This is a genomic window from Ancylobacter polymorphus (genome assembly GCF_022836935.1).
Taxonomy (GTDB): Bacteria; Pseudomonadota; Alphaproteobacteria; order Rhizobiales; family Xanthobacteraceae; genus Ancylobacter; species Ancylobacter polymorphus_A.
Genome location: NZ_CP083240.1, coordinates 154689 through 171123, shown reverse-complemented (window position 1 = coordinate 171123; position 16435 = coordinate 154689). Strand labels below are relative to the sequence as shown.

Here is a 16435-nt window from a genome sequence, read left to right as displayed (position 1 = left end):
CTATCTCCACGCCGGGGGCCGGCTCTCAGGCCGCGCCCATGTCGATCACGAAGCGATAGCGAACGTCCTTGTTCACCACCCGGTCCCAGGCCATGTTGATCTGGTCGGGCCTGATGATCTCGACATCCGCGCTGATGTTGCGCGCCACGCAATAGTCGACGACCTCCTGGGTTTCGGCGATGCCGCCGACCATGGACCCGGCGAGGCTCTTGCGGCCGAAGCCGTTCGCCATCCCGTTGAGGCCGTTCAGGTCCTCGAGCGCACCGACATTGACAAGCGTCGCGTCGAGCTTCAGTAGATTCATGAACTGCTGGACCGGGAACGCCTTCGGAACCGTCGCGATCATCAGGTCGAAATGATTGGCCAGCCGGCCAAAGGCGGCCTGATCGCTCCACAGCACGGCCTCGCGGGCGCCGAACCGCCTTGCGTCCTCGACCTTGCCCGGCGTCGTCGTGAACACCGTCACCTCCGCGCCCCGGGCAACGGCCAGCTTGACCGCCATATGACCGAGGCCGCCGAGACCGATCACCGCCACGCGCTGGCCACGCTGCAACCGCCAGTGCTGCATCGGCGAGAAGGTGGTGATTCCGGCGCACAGGATCGGTGCCATTCCGGCGAGATTGACGCCCGGTGGAATGCGGATACCGAAATGCTCGGCGACCACGAGCGCCGTCGAGTAGCCGCCATAGGTGAGACCGCCGGAAACCTTGTCGGGGGAGTCATAAGTGAACGTCGCCCCGTTCAGACAGTTCTGTTCGCGGTCCGCCAGGCAGTTCTCGCAAGTCCCGCAGGAATCGACCATGACGCCGACCCCAGCAATATCCCCCACCCTGAACTTCGTCACCGCGTTGCCGATCGCCGTCACCCTACCGACGATCTCGTGCCCCGGCACGACGGGGTAGCTCGCGGGCGGACCCCACTCGGCGCGAGCGGTGTGGATGTCCGAATGGCAAATGCCAGCATAGAGAACGTCGATCCGCACATCCTTCGGACCAATCCCTCGCCGGTTGATCTCGGTGGGGGCGAACCGCGCCGCCTTGTCGGGAGCGGCCCACGCGCGCGCCTTGAACGGCCCGGTGCCGGCAGGAGGAGCGCCCTGTTGCGCGTGGGCGTCGGATGCCATCCCCGCCAGAAGGGGGGCAGCGGCGAGACCGGCGCCAGCGAGGAGAAGCTTCCGGCGCGCCAGTGCCGCCAACTCGTCATGGTGAGTGAGATTGCCACACCTGTCGCACATCGCTTTGCTCTCTGATGTCGTCATGAAACCTGGGACAGCCGACTTGCGTCGACGAGTTCGCAAAACGATGCGAAGCCCGCCTCAACATTGCGCTCGCCGGCAGACGAACGATCTCGGTTCAGCGGGGGCGGGTTCTTCTGAACTTTGTTTGACCTTTGGGAAGGCTAGCACCGGCTCGCCTATGCGATTAGAGCTCGAAATGCGCAAAAGCCTATGAGGGCGTCTCATGAGTTCCACGGGGGCGTTTTCGCGTCACGCGCTGGGTGCCGCCATATACCAGCGGCCAGCCGTAATTGCCGCCGGCACGGACCAGGTTGATCTCGTCGCGTTGACTGGCCATGCTCGGCGACCAACAGCTCGCCGGCCGTGTTCCAGGCGAGCCCCTGCGGCTTACGGTGACCGTAGGAATAAACGAACGATCCCTGAAACGGATTGTCTGCGGGAACCGTCCCTGCAAACGTCAGCCGCAGGATCTTGCCGGCGAGATCCGAGGTCTTGCGGCCATGCGCGGTTCTCGGTCCAGCCTCCCAATCGCGATCCGCCCGCCATTGTAGAGGCGATGACCGGGGATTACGTCGACCAATATGTCTGGCTCCCGCCAGACACTACCATCGAACCGCGCGGCGATGATCCTGTTGAAGGGAGGGCATTCCTCTCGTAGGAAGAGTACAGGATGGCTCGCCCGCTCGCGCGAAAGTCTGTCTGGCACCAGCGCAAGGCCGAGCAGGCCGGCGCCGCCTTCTGTCCGCAGCGTGTCCGAGTTCTTGAGGGCAACGCGTCGAAGCCCCCATCCTCGATCATGACGACGAGCCCGGCCTTCTCGGTCAGGATGAACCGCTCCCGGTCGCCACGAAATCCCAGGGATAGTCGAGCCTCTCCGACACGACCTCCATCCGCCAGTCGCGCGCCGTTGTCCCGACGATCGGCCAGCCATGTGTTGTGCCTTGCGCCGACGCGGTCGAGGACAGGCCGGCTGACGCAAACGCGAGGATGGTGAGGGGGGCACAGATGAAGGGGCGCGCCGCGATGGGGAACAGCCGTCTCACCATCACCGAAGCGCGCCGTTGCCGGTCCCGATGGCCGCTACGCTTGCGATCGCGAAGCTCCATGAAGGCACGGCCTGAACAGCCATCTTTCGCCGAAGGATCAAGACGCACCCGGGCAAAATGGGTTTCTTCTCCCCCGAACGCTTGGAAACGAGGCCAAACGGCGCGCCGCTCGACAGCTCGAGTGGCCGCCGGCTCGCCACCTACTGGCCGGCCGTCAGGAACTCGATGATGTCGCGGCGCTGCTGTTCGTTTGGCACGCGCTGCACCATGCGCGTGCCTTTCACCATCGCGGTCGGGTTGGCGAGATAGGTCTCAAGCGTTTCGGGACCCCACACGACACCCGAGTTCTTCATCGCCGGCGAGTAGTTGAAGCCTTCCACGGTGTCGGCGGCACGCCCGTTCACCCCCTGAAGGGTGGGACCGACGCCGTTGCGCGCCTGTGCGATCTGGTGACAGGCGGAGCACTGGCGCTGAAAAAGGGTTTGGCCACGGCCCGCGTCGCCGGCTTGCTGCGCGGCCGCAAATCCTGGCGCAGCCGCCACAGTCACGACAATGGCCAATCCCCTGATCCACTGGCCGTCGCCGCGGAACCGGCCGCCCACGGCGCCGGACCGGGGATAGCGCACGCGGCCCCGACGGCTCCAACCCTGTATCCACCTAGCGCGTTGTGCCATAGATCGTCACTTCCATAGCGTGCTCGTTTCTGTGACCGCGCGGCGGCCAACGGAATACTTGCCGCGCTATGACGGGATCGCGCCGACAACCGTGCTTACCGTACGGCGCATGAGGCCCGGTCACGGCAGCCACCAGCTCGACGACCAGCCTCACTTGGCGCGGCTCTTGAAGACCTCGACGGCCACGGGGCCGGCGGAGAACGCGTTGGGCCACCCGGCATAGAACGCGACCTGCGTGACCACCTCTCCGGCCTGTTCCTGCGTCAGGCCATTGTTGAGCCCTCGGTTGAGATGACCGGCCAACTGAGCGACCTGTCCGTTGGCCATCAGCGAGGTGATCGTCACCAGGCTGCGGTCGCGCGGCGATAGATCCGGACGCAGCCACACATCCTTGAAGAGCGGATCGGTGGTGAACTGCTCCAGGCCAGGAGAAGCGGTTCCAAGCAGACCCTGCACGCTGGCGACGCGCGCGGCCTCTCCCTTCTCATCGAGCGGCAGAAGCTGTGGCGATGCGTCGGGCAACTGGTCTACCCCGATCCCACGCCGAGCGAAGATGTCCTTGGTGACGGCAACCGCTGCCATCGCATTCGGCCAGCCGGCATAGAAGGCGAGGTGCGTGATGATCTCGGACAGCTCGCGCGGGGTCACGCCGCTGTCGAGGGCGACGTTGATGTAGTGCGGCAGGTCGGCGGTCTGGTTGCGGGCGATCAGGATCGCCACGGTCACGACGCTGCGGTCGCGACGGGACAGCTGGGGACGCTCCCAGAGGCTGCCGACGACGTCCTCCTGCGCATATCTGCCCAGGGCAGGGGAGACCGACTGGATGTCGGCCGCGGACAGCGCGGTGGCGCTTTGCGGGGGCGTGGGCACGTTGGCGGTTCCTTGAGCGAAGACCGGAGTGGCGAGGGCGACAGATACGAGTGTTGCGGTCAGCAGATTCATGGCACCTCTATCTCCGTTGCAGTTGGGGCGACCCCGCGCACGCTTCGCGGCCGACGCCCTCGCGTCTCCCGCTCATTCCGGTCCAAAGAAACGCTGGCCGGCCAGTCTGATCCTAGCTGCCTGGCCGGAAAGAATTAGAGGCGTCGGATCGATTGGACTTATGAGACCTGATCATAATTGGCGCGCACGCTCGTTCTTGCCGGCGGCCGTGCCAGCGCAGGATGCGGGACGGAGCCCGGATGCGATCCGAGCTGCCGGCCGGGCGCGTCCCCTCAAGAACGAGAATGGCATGCGCCGCTCCGGCCACGCGCGGGTCGCGCGATCAATACATCTGGCTGGTGGGCCGGAAGACGACCTCGTTGATGTCCACGTCGTCAGGCTGGCTGATCGCGAACGCCACTACGCGGGCGAAAGAACTTGCCGGGATGGCACGCTCGTAAACCGTCTTCATGCCGGCGGCGACGTCCGGATCGGTGATCGTATCCGTGAGTTCGGTCGCGACTGCGCCCGGCGAGACGATGGTGGTGCGGATGTTCCAGGACTTCACCTCCTGGCGCAGGCCTTCCGAGATTGCCCTGACCGCCCATTTGGTGCCGGCATAGACGGCGCCGCCCGGGCCGACCTTGTGGCCGGCGACCGAGGAGACGTTGATGATCTGGCCCGCGTTCTGCGCCTGCATGAGCGGCAGCGCCGCCGCGATGCCGTAAAGGACGCCCTTGATATTGACGTCGATGATCCGATCCCACTCGTCGATCTTCAGCTTGTCGAGCATCGAGCTCGGCATGACGCCGGCATTGTTGAGGATCACGTCGATCCGACCGTGAAGCTCGACGGCGCGGTCGACCAGCGCCTTGACCTGCTCCCGGTCGGTGACGTCGGTCTTGAGGACCGCGCCGGCCGGCAGGCCGAGTTCCCCCGCGAGCGCCTCGAGCCGGTCGAGCCGGCGCGCGCCGAGCACCACCTTGGCGCCGGCCTTCGCCAGATGGCGCGCCGTCTCGGCGCCGAGGCCACTGCTGGCGCCGGTGATGACGACCACCTTGTTGTCGATTCCCTGTGTCATGTTCAGTTCCTCACGGCTCCGCCCAGGCTGGGCGGGTTTGCTCACCTCAGCGCCCGACCAGCTTCTGCCGGTCGGGCGAATAGCGTTCGCCCTGAACGATGATCCGTGACAGGGCAGCGGCGATCGCGTCGAGATCGTCCGCCGTCAGCTCGATAGCGACGGCGCCGAGGTTCTCTTCGAGGCGCTCAAGTCGGGTGGTGCCGGGAATAGGAGCGATCCACGGCCTCTGTGCCAACACCCAGGCAAGCGCGATCTGGGCGCGCGTCGCGCGCTTGCGGGCGGCGATCGCGCCGAGAAAATCGACCACTACTTGGTTGGCTCTGCGCGCCTCCGGCGTAAATCGCGGCACGGTGTTCCGGAAATCGGTGCTGTCGAAGCGCGTGGTCTCGTTGATCGCGCCGGTCAGGAAGCCCTTGCCGAGCGGGCTGAACGGGACGAAGCCGATCCCGAGCTCCTCGAGCACCGGGAAGATCGTGTTCTCCGGCTCGCGCCACCATAGGGAGTACTCGCTCTGCAGGACCGCGACCGGCTGGACGGCGTGGGCGCGCCGGATGGACTCGACGCCCGCCTCCGACATCCCGAAATGCTTGACCTTGCCCGCCGCGATCAGCTCCTTCACCGCGCCGGCGACGTCCTCGACCGGCACGGCGGGGTCAACGCGGTGCTGATAGAACAGGTCGATGCGGTCCGTCCTCAAGCGCTTCAACGCCGCGTCGGCCACCTCGCGGATGCGCGCGGGGCGGCTGTCGAGATCCGCCCCCGGAAGACCGTCGCGGAAACCGAACTTGGTGGCGATGACCACATGATCGCGTACCGGCGCGAGCGCCTCCCCGAGCAGTTCCTCATTGGTGAAGGGACCGTAGGCCTCGGCCGTGTCGAAGAAGGTGATCCCGAGCTCGAAAGCCTTGCGGATCAACGAAATGGCGGCCGGCCTTTCGGGGGCAGGACCATAGGCGTAGCCCAGCCCCATGCAGCCGAGACCGAGCGCTGACACCTCGAGACCGGATCGTCCTAGAGTGCGCTTCCGCATGGCATGTCCTTTCATCATGACTCGCTCTTAGGCCCCGTTGCGCTTGTGCATCCGGCTGCGCAGAGCATCGGGCTGAGGCCCGCTAGCGCGGCGTGATCTTGACGGTGGCGGCGCGCGCACGCGCGCCGATCATCGGATCGAGATAGGGGCTGCCGGCATATTTGGATCGGTAGGCTGCGTCGATGCGATCGCCGATGGCACCGTCAGCCGGATCGAACGCGACCTCCCGGGTCACGCCGGCGGCGCTGATGCGTCCGGCTTGCTGGCCAATCGCCGCCTTGTACCAGCGCGAGCTTTGGCCACTATAGGCACGCACGTAGAGCGCATCGTCGACCACGACCGACCAGATATAGGTCGGCGTTCCATAGGTTGAGCCGTCCTCGCGGAACGGCGCGATGCGCAGATCGTCCGTCGCGGCGATTTTGCTCAGTTCGTCCCTTGTCCATGGCATGGGCGATCCTCCTTACGGTTCGATGCGTTCGATCGCGGTGGCCAGCGGGCCGGACTGGGTGAGGGCGTCCAGGCCGGACTCGATCGTGCCGAGCCTGACAAGGCCGCGCGCATAGCCGAAGTCCCGATAGAAGATCGCGAGATTTCCCCAGGGCGCGTAGTAGGCGACGTCGCCGACCTCCGGTTCGTAACCCGACGGTGCGCCGTCATGCGACAGACGCTTGGGAAGGTCGCTGATCTTCTCGATCGAATGGTAGTCGCTCAGCGTCACGGTCAGCGGCAGCAGCGACGCAAAGTCGGCGGCCGCCGGTGTGTCGTCGAGCCTAGCGACGCTGGTGTTCCCGTTGATCGTCATGCGGATCTTCATCGTCGGCGTTCGTTCATCCGTCGCCTGAGCCACAATGCCCGCGTCCGTCGGCGCGCCGCCCGCCCCGGCAATTCCCGCCCGGTAGCTCACGAGACCGGGAAACAGCAGCGCAATGGCGAACAGGGCAATGCGCCTTGATCCCGACCCGCGCCGGTACCACCGCATCCCGGTGCCCACTTTCATCCGCCGTACTCGGCGTCGCTGACCTTCTCCAGCCAGTCGACCGCGCGGCCGTCGAGCTGCTCCTGAATGGCAATGTGCGTCATCGCCACGCTCGGCGACGCACCGTGCCAATGCCTTTCGCCCGGCGCGAACCAGACCACGTCACCGGGCCTGATCTCCTCAATCGGACCGCCCTCGCGCTGCACGCGACCGAGACCCGACGTCACGATCAGCGTCTGCCCGAGGGGATGCGTGTGCCAGGCGGTTCGTGCGCCCGGCTCGAACGTCACGCTTGCTCCCATCACCCGCGCCGGATCCTCAGCTTGGAAGAGCGGGTCGATGCGCACCGTTCCGGTGAAGTATTCGCCGGGCCCCTTGGCGGAGGGCCACGACCCAATTCTTTTGATGTCCATTGCAAGATTCCGTCGGTGGCGAGCTCTGATCGCCACCACCTTCGCTGATCGAGACACGCAATATAGCTTTGTGGCCCGCGAGGGATTAGGCGGGAGAATTCGCATAGAGCCATGAGCTCTGTTCATGAATTCGTGCAAGCGCGCTCGGCGCGGCTCGCATTGGCCCTCACTTAGCGCCATGGGCGCCGAACTCCAACTCACCCAGCACGATCGCGGACAGCCGGATAGCGTCCAGCTCTCGGCTTCGAGTCGCTGGCGAACGTGCTGGCGTCACACTCGCATAACCAACATTATGGATTATTATCAATAAGTTATATCAAAATGAATGGTAATTGCCGGATTGGCGGAATGCGAGTCCTTGCGCCGACAACCACTGCTCGATGCGATCGGCACTTGTGGGCCCGATCCGCGTTCGCCGAGAATCTCGTCGCGTGAATAGGACGCGGCAATAAGTGTGAGATTGCCTGCGCGCTCGCGCGGCGTCCTTCCGCCGCCCCGCGCATGACGGCCGAAAAGCAGTGCGGTGGCGATGGTCTGCGGAAGCCGCTTTGTGCTTTTGCCGTTCTTGTCCATTCTCTAGCTATCGACTCGCCACTGATAATTGCGCGCATGACTTTCCTCGCCACGCCGCGTTGGAGAGGACCTCGCTCAAACTAGCCTTTGAGTATTCGCTTCTGCGCGATCCACCGCTTCGCTCTAGCGATTGCGACATCTCCTCTCTATAAGGGCGCCAGGGCAGTACGCGCTGCCCGGGGCCTTAGAAAGCCCTCGACTAGCGGTTGGCGTCGGCCGTTGCGGCGCCAGGATCCTCTGACCATCGTGGCCGGGGGCCTGTGACGCATGTCCAGGCGCCTCGGTGCTAAAGGTCATAGGGACCGTCTAGTCGCGGTTTTCTAACCCCCGGCTTGGGATCAGGGATGACGTTTGCGGGGGCGCACCGCGGACGACCTTTGAAGAAGAAGGCGGATGGGCAACGACACGAACTGCGCTGTGCAGCCGGAGCACAAGGTGACGCTGAGGCCGGTCGTCGGCCTGACCGAGCATCTGCCGAAACGGGATCTCGAACAGATCACGATTCAGGCAATCAAGAGGCATCGGAGCCTTCGCGATACCGCCGAGGCGAAATATGAGGAATGGCGAAAAGCGCCGTCTTCCTCCTGTTGCGACACCGTAGGTCCCGCCCGCATCGCCTATGTCAGCGCGATGATCGACATGCACGCCCAGCAGACCCTCCTCTCGACCCTCCTCGATGTCCTCGGTCATGTCCCGCCGGTGCCGGCGGACTGACGGAAACGGCCCGTTCAGATCAGCTTGAGCTTCGTGGCGAGCGCCGTCGCCTGTGCCAGACTTCCGGCATCGAGCGCCTTGCGGGCATTGTTCAGGTGAAAATTCACCGTCGCGAACGACATGCCCTCGATGGAGGCGATATCCTTCATCGTCTTTCCTTCGGCGGACCATTTCAGGCACAGAGCCTGCTTCGCCTTCAGGTCGATTTCCACGCTGGCCGTGGGCTCGGCATCGTGCTGCTCCATCTTCGCGTGCAGCTGGGCAACGGCTGTCACCGCCGCGATCTGGTCGATATCGGTCTCCAGGCGCAATGACGGCTTGTGCGACGCGAGCGTCAGCATCGACATATGTCCGAACGCCGTTCGGATCGGGATCGAAATCCCGGACCTGATTCCGAAATCGCCTGCTTCGGAATAGAAGCGCCGCAACGGCTTTGACAGCGACCGCGGGGCGCCCGCCGCCCATGTGAAGGCTTTCATTTGTTCCTTCGCCATCGCGACCACCGGGTCAATCCTTGCAAAATTCTGCGTCAGATATCGGCCTTGCCACTCGAGATGGTAGTTGGAAACTGCGAAGACACGCACGGGCTGGACGTTCAGATAGGCGTAACAATCGAAGCCAAGATCCTGCACCATCTCCGCCAGCGTTTCCTTGAGCATCGGCTCGGTGCGCGCCAGGGATGAGACGTCCGTCAGCCGCTGGAACCAAGTTCTCATCTGGTCTTCCTCCATATTGCGGTTTCTCCGGTCCTATTCCTTCAACGACCCGTAAGCACTGGCCTTGACGGCTGTCATGTCGGATTGCCTATGCGCCCTTCTCGCTGAAGACCGTCCACCGACGAAGAGCTCGCTGGAGCTCTCCGGACGTATGGTCGGCAAACAGGTCTCGCCCAATGGAAGTTTGCTTAGTCAAATCCGCCGCCGCGCTCTCGGGCGACGGTTTGATTGGCCCAGTTTGGGTTATCTACATTCTCGGCCGTGTGCCTAGCGGCTGGGGGTAAGAGATTTCCAGGACGGCAGACCGTTCCGCAACCGGTTCGTTGACGCTCACATCAGGCATTCTCAGCGACCGGTCTCACCCTCGGCCGTATTGCAGCGAGCGATCAATGCGGCCATGGAAATCTCGGCCGCGGCTTGGCTCTCGGCCTCGCGCCGGGCTCGTCGGACGCGGGCGGCTGCTGGCTACCGACTGGTCAGAATTGCTCGCCGACCAGTTCCTCGCCCTTCGCCCACAGTGCCTTGGCATGGGCGGGATCGGTCGCATAGGAGCGGACGCCATCGTGCATGCCGTCGCTGTCGTCGATTTCGGCGACATGGCAGTCCTCGCAATAGCGCCCGCCAGCTTGATCGGCGGCCGCGGCGGCCGCCGCCCAGACCGAGGTCGCGGCTCCCTGCGGGATCGTCTTGTAGTAAAACGGCGGCTGGCCAGCGGCAGCTCTGGCCGCGTTCATCGAAGCGACCAGCGCTTCCTCTTCCTCCTGAGGATAGTGCCGCTGCAGCTCAGTCTTGATCCCGCCCGGATGCACCGCGACAGCCCGAACACCGGCGGTGCGATGGCGTCGATCGAACTCGACGGCGAGAAGCGCATCGGCCGTCTTGGATCTGCCATAGGCGACCCAGCGATCATAAGGCGTGTGTTCGAAGTTTGGATCGTTCAGATCGACATCGGCGATGTGGTGGGCGCCTGAAGATAGCATCACCAGCCGACCGCCTTCGCGCAGCAGAGGCGCGATGCGGTTCACGAAGACGAAGTGGCCGAGGAAGTTGGTGCCGAACTGCATCTCGAAGCCGTCCGCGGTATGGCCGAAGGGCGTCGCCATGACGCCCGCGTTGGCGATCACGATATCGAAGGGCCGACCATCATCCGACAGGCGTTGCGCACAGGCGCGCACGTTCGCCAGATCTGCCAGGTCAAGCTCGACCAGATCGAACCCGCCTTCGCCTGATGCCGCCGCCGCCCGGACGACGGTTGTCGCCTGCTTGGCCTTGGCCAGGTTGCGCGCCGCGCCGACCACCTCGGCGCCATGCGCAACGAGCGCACGGGCCGTCTCGACGCCCAAACCCGAAGATACGCCGGTCACCAGGACGCGCTTGCCCTTGAGATCGACTCTGGCGAGCACCTCATCCGTGGTCGACGTGAATCCGAAATTGTTGGTCATGTTGATAGTCCTTCTTGGAGGCCAGACGGGCTGATAGTCCTTCTTGGAGGCCAGACGGGCCGCACGAGCCTCGACCTTGAGGCAGAGCCTCAACCCGGTTTGGTTGAGAACGCTGATGCCGCAATCTGGTGCCAGCTGCTCAGTAGACGCCAGTCTGATCCCAGAAGGCGCAGTGATGCGCCTCGACGAAGCGGCCCGACACCATCCGCGAGGCAGGAAGCGCGAAGGTCATGAAGTTGTTCTGCCTGGGATCGAAGCGCGGCCATTCGTTGCCCCGCGTCGCCGCCAGTCCGGCGACATTGGCGAAGTAGCCGACCATTTCGTCCGACAGCTTCTCCTGCATCGGGTTCAGGATCGGCCGAATGTCACTGCCGCCCCTGAAGCCCGGGAACACATAGGACAGCTCGTAGGTGTGCGCTGCCAGCAGCGGGAACGAGGTTGGGCCGACATAGGACGGCGCCGTGCGGTCGCTGAACTCGTAGGCATAGACCGGAAGCTGATCAGCCAGCACACGGTTCATCGCCAGCCCCGAACACGCGAACATGCTGTCGGTGTTCGCGGAAGCATAGGCCTCGCTGGCGCTGTCGTAGCGCTCGAGCGGATATTCGCGCAGCACCTCCGGGGCGAGCTTCGCGCCGTACAGGCGCTCGATCCAGACGGGATAGTCCGCGTCCGTCATCGCCTTGCCGCTGATCAGCTCGGGCAGCGCGGCGAAGAAGCGGCCTTCGTCGCGGGTACTGCCGGTGACAAGGGTTGCCCGGTTGATCCTGCCCTCGCGATAGGCGTCGGCGGGATGCATCGGCAGCGACTGTCCGTCGATGATAAATTCGAACATCATGTAGGGCGCCTGGGCGTCGAGCACCTGCTTCGTCGACAGCGCCCGGAGGCAATCGGCGCCGCTTCGCTCACAGCCGACGGTCCTGGCGAAGCCCACGCCCTTCTCGCGAGCCGCGTCCAGCGGTTGAGGCGAGCCAAATGCCGGATGCCGGGTCATGATCCCGCCACCGCTCATGGCGACGACGTGCTGGAACAGTCCCTTTGATGCCGGTGAGGCGATATGCGCCAGCACGCTGTTGCCGCCCGAGGATTCACCTGAGATCGTGACGTTGTTGGGATCGCCGCCGAACGCAGCGATGTTCTCTTTAACCCAGCGAAGCGCTGCCTGCTGGTCCATCAACCCGTAGTTGGCGAATTGGTGGCCTTCGCCGTCGAGCGCGGGATGCGCCAGAAAGCCGAACACGCCAAGCCGATAGTTCAGGGTGACGACGATTGCGTTGCCCTGCCGGGCCAGTTTCGAGGCGTCATAGTCGCCGCCCTGACCGACCTGCAGCGCACCGCCATGGATCCACACGAATACCGCGCGTTTTTCGTCACTCTGTCCGGCGCCCTCAGCGCGATAGACGTTGAGGTACAGGCAGTCCTCGCTTCCGCCCGCGCGCGCGAAAGGTCCGAGATCGGCATTCTGGGCGCAGCTGCTCGGCAGTGCATTTGCCTTCGTAGGCGTTTGCCAGGGGGCGGGGGGCTGCGGCGGCTGCCAGCGTAGCGGCCCCACGGGAGGCGCGGCATAGGGGATGCCAAGCCAGGTTTCGATGCCGCCGGCGCTCGCCCCGACCAGTCTGCCCGATGTCGTGGCCACCGCAAGCGGTCCTTGAGCCAAGCTAGGCGAGGCACATGCAAAGCCCGCTGCTACAGCACCTATCGCCAGTATACGTCGCGGCCAAAGGCGATCGGTCATGTATTTCTTTCATATTTTCTGGCACCGCAAAAGCATCATCTCGTGCTGGGCACTTCCGATGGCCGGATAAGGGATCTCACGACCGGGATTTGCGCGCAGGCATCAGGTGCAACGCTTCCCAGTGAAACAGATCGGTCAGGCTGATACGGGTCACGCACGTTCAGCAATCGGAGCTCGACGGGCGACGAGACCGCTTTTTAGCCTTTGCCGCCGCCCGTCACTAGATGGTAAATGCTGCATAGCCTTATAAAGGAGCGTTATGAATGCAGCGGGATGATCTGGGCGATCTGCAAGCCTTTCTCGTGGTGGCCGAGGAGAGCAGCTTCACCCGGGCGGCAGCAAAGCTTGGAGTCTCCCAACCCGCGCTCAGCTACACCATTCGTCAGTTGGAGGCGCGACTGGGAGTTCGCCTGTTGGCCCGCACCACCCGAAGCGTAGCGCCCACGGAAGCGGGAGACCGCTTGCTCCAGACGATCGGTCCCCATTTCGAGGGGATCATCGCCGGCATGAACGCCTTGGGCGAGTATCGCGTGAAGCCAGCCGGCACCATTCGGCTCACCGCCGATGAGCACGCGGTTCGGTCGATCATCGCGCCAGCCCTCGAGCGCATATTGCCCGCCTATCCCGACATCAAGGTGGAGATCACCATTGACTATGGCCTGACCGATATCGTGGCCCAACGTATCGATGCCGGCATCCGGTTGGGCGAGCATGTCGCCAAGGATATGATCGCCGTGCCCGTCGGTCCGGAAATGCGTATGGTCGTGGTGGGGGCGCCATCATACTTTGATACGCGTCCCGGACCTCTCAAACCGCAGGACCTCATTACCCACAACTGCATCAATATTCGGCTACCGACCTATGGCGGGCTCTACGCCTGGGAATTCGAAAAGGACGGGCGTGAGCTGAAGGTCCGGGTCGACGGACAACTGGTCTACAACAGCTCCGGTCCGATGCTGGACGCTGTTCTTTCTGGTCTGGGCCTAGCCTTTCTACCGGAGGACCGGGCGGCGCCGTTCATCGCCGACGGCCGGTTGATTCAGGTTCTCGCGGACTGGTGTTCGCCCTTCCCAGGATACCACCTCTACTATCCGAGCCGTCGGGAACCTTCGTCGGCTTTCAGCGTCCTGGTAGAAGCGATGCGCTATCGCGGCTGAAAGCAGCATCGCTGCTGCGCGCTGCCCAATGGCGGACGATCGGGGCAGGCTCGCTAAATCGTCGCCGCGGACGAGATGCCGGCCTGGTCGGACCGGCGCCGTGTCGATCACCGCTAGATTGATCGCTGTCGCGTGCCGCGTCGGTGCGATCGCTTTCCGCAGAATTACTGCGCGCGATAGTCCTCGTCGGTGACGAGCTCCAGCCAATCGGCATTCTTGCCGTCCTGTATGTAGGTGATTGCAAAATGGCTCATGCCATTGGACTCGGTGGCGCCGTGCCAGTGCTTGACGCCGGCGGGGATCCACACCACGTCGCCCGGCTTGATCACGCGCCGATCCTGACCTTCCTGTCGGACCCAGCCCGTTCCGGCCGTGACGATAAGCATCTGCCCCGCCGGATGAGTGTGCCATGCGGTACGAGCGCCGGGCGCAAAGGTGACCAGGCCCGACGAGGACGGGGTTTGCACGGACGACGGGGTGAGCAGGTCTATGGCCACATGGCCCGAAAAGTTCTGCCCGTTTCCGGTGATGGTCGGCGTATGGCCGCTCGGGAAGACATCGACGGTCTGAGCAACGGCGGGAGCGCCGGCCAGGGTCGCGGTCAGGCCGGCGGCCATAAGGGTCTTCTTCATGATAAAGGTCCTTTCGGTCGGGTTGAGGCAAGCTGGAGGCAAGCTCGACGCAGGGGGAAGGATGCTCAGACAAGCTGGCGATGCTGCCAGCACCGCTCTGGAGAGGCGGCTATTTCGGGCGGCTCTCGAACACCTGCTTCGCCACCGGCCCTGCTGAGAACGCCTGCGGCCAGCCGGCGTAAAAGGCGATCTGCGTGATGACCTCCCCGGCCTGTTCCTGCGTCAGGCCTTGTCCAGCGCACGGTTGAGATGTCCAGGAAGCTGGGCGACCTGACCATTGGCTATGGCCTCGTTCAATCGAATCAAACAGCCAATCCGCAGCTCCCTCCGCTCAACCACGATAAATTCCAGGGAAAATGATGTCCTGATCGACGAGGACGTTGAACTTGTAACCGGGTCGGATTTCAAGCGTTGGCTGGACGTCGAGGTTTTTGTTGATGGTTCGCTCCGCGACCCGACCGAAGGTCTCCGCGAAATTCCGCCGCGCGGCGTCCTCGGCGCTGTTTCCATTGTCGAACGGATTGTTGTTTTGCGGGATCGCCATGTCCATGCCGGCGCCGATGATAGCGAGCAGGATCGCGGACCCGAAGGTCTTCAGATAGTGGTTGTTCACCTTGTCATTGAAGCCACCATAGCCCTCGGCATCGGTCCCGGCCATGCCGCCGATCTGCAGCGTCGATCCGTTCGGGAAGATGATGTCAGTCCAGACGACGAGCACGCGGGACTGGCCGAACGAGACCTTGCTGTCATAGCGACCGAACAGCTTCGTTCCCTGCGGGATGAGCAGCCGGTGCCCGGTGGCGCTGTCGTAGACGTTCTGGCTGACCTGCGCGGTGATGCGGCCGGGAAGGTCGGAGTTGATGCCGGTGATGAGCGTCGCAGGGATCACCGAGCCGCGCTTGAGCTCATAGAGCGAGCGCTGTGGCACGACCTGGTTGGGGAGATAGCCGAGCTCCTTGATGTCGGCATTGAAGAAGTCCTCCTTCGTCCGTTGGGCGTTCGGGTCGAGGTTCTGGCCGGTGAGGCCGGCGCGGAGCGCGGCGCCGTAGAGATCGGCGGCCGCTCCGGCGCCCGTGGCGCTGGCGCTGGCGGGTTGCGCGGCGCCGGGATCGCTCCGTGCGTTGCTGCGCAGCTTGTCGACGTTGACCGCGAGCGGCGAGTCATAGGCCGTGTCGTTGGCCTGCATCCGCGCCATGCGCTGTCGCTGGAGCTCGCGATAATACTGCTCGTCGGCCTCTCGTTTGAGCCGCGCCCGCCACGCGGCGTCCGACTCGCCTTCCGTCTGCCGCTCAGGCTGCACGACAGCGGGCTTTGGCGCTGCCGCGGGCTCTGTCCGCTCCGGCGGCGTCGGCTGAAACACTGGCGCCTCCGCGGGATCGCCGATGATCCCGTCCGAGACGCCGCGCTTCAACTGGTCGGCATAGGTCGACGCAGGTGCGCCGCCGGCCTGCTCGATCGACGGGTTGCGCGAGAAATACAGTCCGCGCGAGCTCAGCCCGTAAATGATCACGGCGAGAAAGGCGACGACCAGAACGATCGCGATGACGATCGGCAGGCGATTGATCCGCCGGATCTTCGGTTCTGCGGCGTCGCCGCCGAGCTTGAGGGATTGAACCATGCTCCCCTCCCCTCACCCGCGCTGCATGACCGAAAGCGGACTCGTTGGCGTCGCGCCGGCCGCGGTCGCGGTGTAGGCGCGGCCAAGATCGAGCGAGCCCGTCGAGAGGCGCGCGAGCACCTGGCCGTCATAGCTGCCGATCACATAGGCGAGCGGGATGAGCTTCTCACCTTCGGCCTTCTGATCGCTGACCACGGCATAGCCCCAGGCCTTCAGCGAGGCTTCCAGCGCACCGCCAAACGGGGAGCCGTCCGGTTTCAACAGAATCGTCCCGGTTCCGGGTCCGACATGTTCGGCCAGGCGGCTGACCATGTCGCCGGCGATGGCGCTAGCGGCGGGACCTGAAATCTCCTGCGGCGCGGAGCTGGCCACGAGGCCTTCGGTTCCGAAGGTCTGGCAGCCGGCGAGCAGCGCGGCGGCCAGGGCGACGACAAGGAGGCGGGGGACGAGGTGTCGCTGGGTCATCA

At 64.4% G+C, this 16435-nt stretch carries 18 protein-coding genes and 2 pseudogenes; 2 read left to right on the top strand and 18 right to left on the bottom strand.

Features of this window, described 5'->3' with window-relative positions; all coding sequences use genetic code 11:
• Positions 1 to 25: 25 nt before the first annotated feature.
• From K9D25_RS21835 to K9D25_RS21790, 11 genes and pseudogenes are all read right to left on the bottom strand, one after another.
• Complete coding sequence (locus K9D25_RS21835; RefSeq protein ID WP_244451116.1) at positions 26 to 1234, bottom strand: NAD(P)-dependent alcohol dehydrogenase; 1209 nt, start codon at positions 1232 to 1234, stop codon at positions 26 to 28.
• 211 nt (positions 1235 to 1445) lie between these two features.
• A pseudogene (locus K9D25_RS25015) lies at positions 1446 to 1698 on the bottom strand (PQQ-dependent sugar dehydrogenase).
• Between the two features lie 360 nt (positions 1699 to 2058).
• The gene (locus K9D25_RS25010; protein ID WP_347881478.1) at positions 2059 to 2343 is read right to left on the bottom strand and encodes a hypothetical protein; all 285 of its coding nucleotides are present in this window, start codon (positions 2341 to 2343) and stop codon (positions 2059 to 2061) included.
• A gap of 140 nt (positions 2344 to 2483) precedes the next feature.
• A complete protein-coding gene (locus tag K9D25_RS21825) occupies positions 2484 to 2843 on the bottom strand; it encodes a c-type cytochrome (protein ID WP_244450971.1) in 360 nt (119 codons plus the stop codon).
• 264 nt (positions 2844 to 3107) lie between these two features.
• Positions 3108 to 3899, bottom strand: a complete 792-nt coding sequence (locus tag K9D25_RS21820) for a carboxymuconolactone decarboxylase family protein (RefSeq protein ID WP_244450970.1) — start codon at positions 3897 to 3899, stop codon at positions 3108 to 3110.
• Positions 3900 to 4221: 322 nt separating this feature from the next.
• A complete protein-coding gene (locus tag K9D25_RS21815) occupies positions 4222 to 4959 on the bottom strand; it encodes an SDR family oxidoreductase (protein ID WP_244450969.1) in 738 nt (245 codons plus the stop codon).
• Positions 4960 to 5005: 46 nt separating this feature from the next.
• The gene (locus tag K9D25_RS21810) at positions 5006 to 5989 is read right to left on the bottom strand and encodes an aldo/keto reductase (RefSeq protein ID WP_244450968.1); all 984 of its coding nucleotides are present in this window, start codon (positions 5987 to 5989) and stop codon (positions 5006 to 5008) included.
• Between the two features lie 82 nt (positions 5990 to 6071).
• Positions 6072 to 6440, bottom strand: a complete 369-nt coding sequence (locus tag K9D25_RS21805) for a DUF2255 family protein (protein ID WP_244450967.1) — start codon at positions 6438 to 6440, stop codon at positions 6072 to 6074.
• Positions 6441 to 6452: 12 nt separating this feature from the next.
• Entirely contained in the window at positions 6453 to 6989 is a 537-nt protein-coding gene (locus K9D25_RS21800; RefSeq protein WP_244450966.1) for a cyclophilin-like fold protein, read from the bottom strand.
• Positions 6986 to 7381, bottom strand: coding sequence for a (R)-mandelonitrile lyase (locus tag K9D25_RS21795; protein ID WP_244450965.1), 396 nt, complete (start codon positions 7379 to 7381; stop codon positions 6986 to 6988). The genes K9D25_RS21800 and K9D25_RS21795 overlap by 4 nt, the downstream gene beginning before the upstream one ends.
• Positions 7382 to 7684: 303 nt before the next feature.
• The gene (locus K9D25_RS21790; protein WP_244450964.1) at positions 7685 to 7954 is read right to left on the bottom strand and encodes a hypothetical protein; all 270 of its coding nucleotides are present in this window, start codon (positions 7952 to 7954) and stop codon (positions 7685 to 7687) included.
• Positions 7955 to 8347: 393 nt separating this feature from the next.
• Between K9D25_RS21790 and K9D25_RS21785 the strand changes: the two genes are divergently transcribed.
• Positions 8348 to 8668: a transcriptional repressor TraM gene (locus K9D25_RS21785; RefSeq protein ID WP_244450963.1), complete on the top strand. Its 321-nt coding sequence runs from the start codon at positions 8348 to 8350 to the stop codon at positions 8666 to 8668.
• Between the two features lie 14 nt (positions 8669 to 8682).
• Here K9D25_RS21785 and traR read toward each other — a convergent pair whose 3' ends face one another.
• From traR to K9D25_RS21770, 3 genes are all read right to left on the bottom strand, one after another.
• Positions 8683 to 9384, bottom strand: a complete 702-nt coding sequence (gene traR / locus K9D25_RS21780) for an autoinducer-binding transcriptional regulator TraR (protein WP_432207967.1) — start codon at positions 9382 to 9384, stop codon at positions 8683 to 8685.
• Between the two features lie 476 nt (positions 9385 to 9860).
• Positions 9861 to 10826, bottom strand: a complete 966-nt coding sequence (locus K9D25_RS21775; RefSeq protein ID WP_244450961.1) for an SDR family NAD(P)-dependent oxidoreductase — start codon at positions 10824 to 10826, stop codon at positions 9861 to 9863.
• A gap of 139 nt (positions 10827 to 10965) precedes the next feature.
• Positions 10966 to 12462 (bottom strand): carboxylesterase/lipase family protein, encoded by a 1497-nt coding sequence (locus K9D25_RS21770; RefSeq protein WP_244450960.1) that lies wholly within the window; start codon positions 12460 to 12462, stop codon positions 10966 to 10968.
• Between the two features lie 362 nt (positions 12463 to 12824).
• Between K9D25_RS21770 and K9D25_RS21765 the strand changes: the two genes are divergently transcribed.
• On the top strand, positions 12825 to 13718 hold the full coding sequence (locus K9D25_RS21765; protein WP_244450959.1) for a LysR family transcriptional regulator: 894 nt from the start codon (positions 12825 to 12827) through the stop codon (positions 13716 to 13718).
• Positions 13719 to 13882: 164 nt separating this feature from the next.
• Here the strand turns inward: K9D25_RS21765 and K9D25_RS21760 are convergent, their stop codons facing one another.
• From K9D25_RS21760 to trbH, 4 genes and pseudogenes are all read right to left on the bottom strand, one after another.
• Positions 13883 to 14350: a (R)-mandelonitrile lyase gene (locus K9D25_RS21760; RefSeq protein WP_244450958.1), complete on the bottom strand. Its 468-nt coding sequence runs from the start codon at positions 14348 to 14350 to the stop codon at positions 13883 to 13885.
• 109 nt (positions 14351 to 14459) lie between these two features.
• Positions 14460 to 14635: pseudogene (locus tag K9D25_RS21755) on the bottom strand (carboxymuconolactone decarboxylase family protein); the annotation flags it as partial.
• 46 nt (positions 14636 to 14681) lie between these two features.
• A complete protein-coding gene (gene trbI / locus K9D25_RS21750) occupies positions 14682 to 15968 on the bottom strand; it encodes an IncP-type conjugal transfer protein TrbI (RefSeq protein ID WP_244450957.1) in 1287 nt (428 codons plus the stop codon).
• 12 nt (positions 15969 to 15980) lie between these two features.
• Positions 15981 to 16433 carry a conjugal transfer protein TrbH gene (trbH, locus tag K9D25_RS21745; RefSeq protein WP_244450956.1) on the bottom strand — a complete coding sequence of 151 codons (453 nt, stop codon included), beginning with the start codon at positions 16431 to 16433 and terminating at the stop codon, positions 15981 to 15983.
• Between the last annotated feature and the right edge of the window lie 2 nt (positions 16434 to 16435).

Bases quoted from the DNA above. Each gene is read 5' to 3' on its own strand.
- K9D25_RS21795 (WP_244450965.1), bottom strand. From the start codon at position 7,381: ATGGACATCAAAAGAATTGGGTCGTGGCCCTCCGCCAAGGGGCCCGGC.
- K9D25_RS21800 (WP_244450966.1), bottom strand. From the start codon at position 6,989: ATGAAAGTGGGCACCGGGATGCGGTGGTACCGGCGCGGGTCGGGATCA.
- traR (WP_432207967.1), bottom strand. From the start codon at position 9,384: ATGAGAACTTGGTTCCAGCGGCTGACGGACGTCTCATCCCTGGCGCGC.
- K9D25_RS21805 (WP_244450967.1), bottom strand. From the start codon at position 6,440: ATGCCATGGACAAGGGACGAACTGAGCAAAATCGCCGCGACGGACGAT.
- K9D25_RS21790 (WP_244450964.1), bottom strand. From the start codon at position 7,954: ATGGACAAGAACGGCAAAAGCACAAAGCGGCTTCCGCAGACCATCGCC.
- K9D25_RS21810 (WP_244450968.1), bottom strand. From the start codon at position 5,989: ATGCGGAAGCGCACTCTAGGACGATCCGGTCTCGAGGTGTCAGCGCTC.
- K9D25_RS25010 (WP_347881478.1), bottom strand. From the start codon at position 2,343: ATGGAGCTTCGCGATCGCAAGCGTAGCGGCCATCGGGACCGGCAACGG.
- K9D25_RS21765 (WP_244450959.1), top strand. From the start codon at position 12,825: ATGCAGCGGGATGATCTGGGCGATCTGCAAGCCTTTCTCGTGGTGGCC.
- K9D25_RS21785 (WP_244450963.1), top strand. From the start codon at position 8,348: ATGGGCAACGACACGAACTGCGCTGTGCAGCCGGAGCACAAGGTGACG.
- K9D25_RS21775 (WP_244450961.1), bottom strand. From the start codon at position 10,826: ATGACCAACAATTTCGGATTCACGTCGACCACGGATGAGGTGCTCGCC.
- K9D25_RS21820 (WP_244450970.1), bottom strand. From the start codon at position 3,899: ATGAATCTGCTGACCGCAACACTCGTATCTGTCGCCCTCGCCACTCCG.
- K9D25_RS21815 (WP_244450969.1), bottom strand. From the start codon at position 4,959: ATGACACAGGGAATCGACAACAAGGTGGTCGTCATCACCGGCGCCAGC.
- K9D25_RS21760 (WP_244450958.1), bottom strand. From the start codon at position 14,350: ATGAAGAAGACCCTTATGGCCGCCGGCCTGACCGCGACCCTGGCCGGC.
- trbI (WP_244450957.1), bottom strand. From the start codon at position 15,968: ATGGTTCAATCCCTCAAGCTCGGCGGCGACGCCGCAGAACCGAAGATC.
- trbH (WP_244450956.1), bottom strand. From the start codon at position 16,433: ATGACCCAGCGACACCTCGTCCCCCGCCTCCTTGTCGTCGCCCTGGCC.
- K9D25_RS21835 (WP_244451116.1), bottom strand. From the start codon at position 1,234: ATGTGCGACAGGTGTGGCAATCTCACTCACCATGACGAGTTGGCGGCA.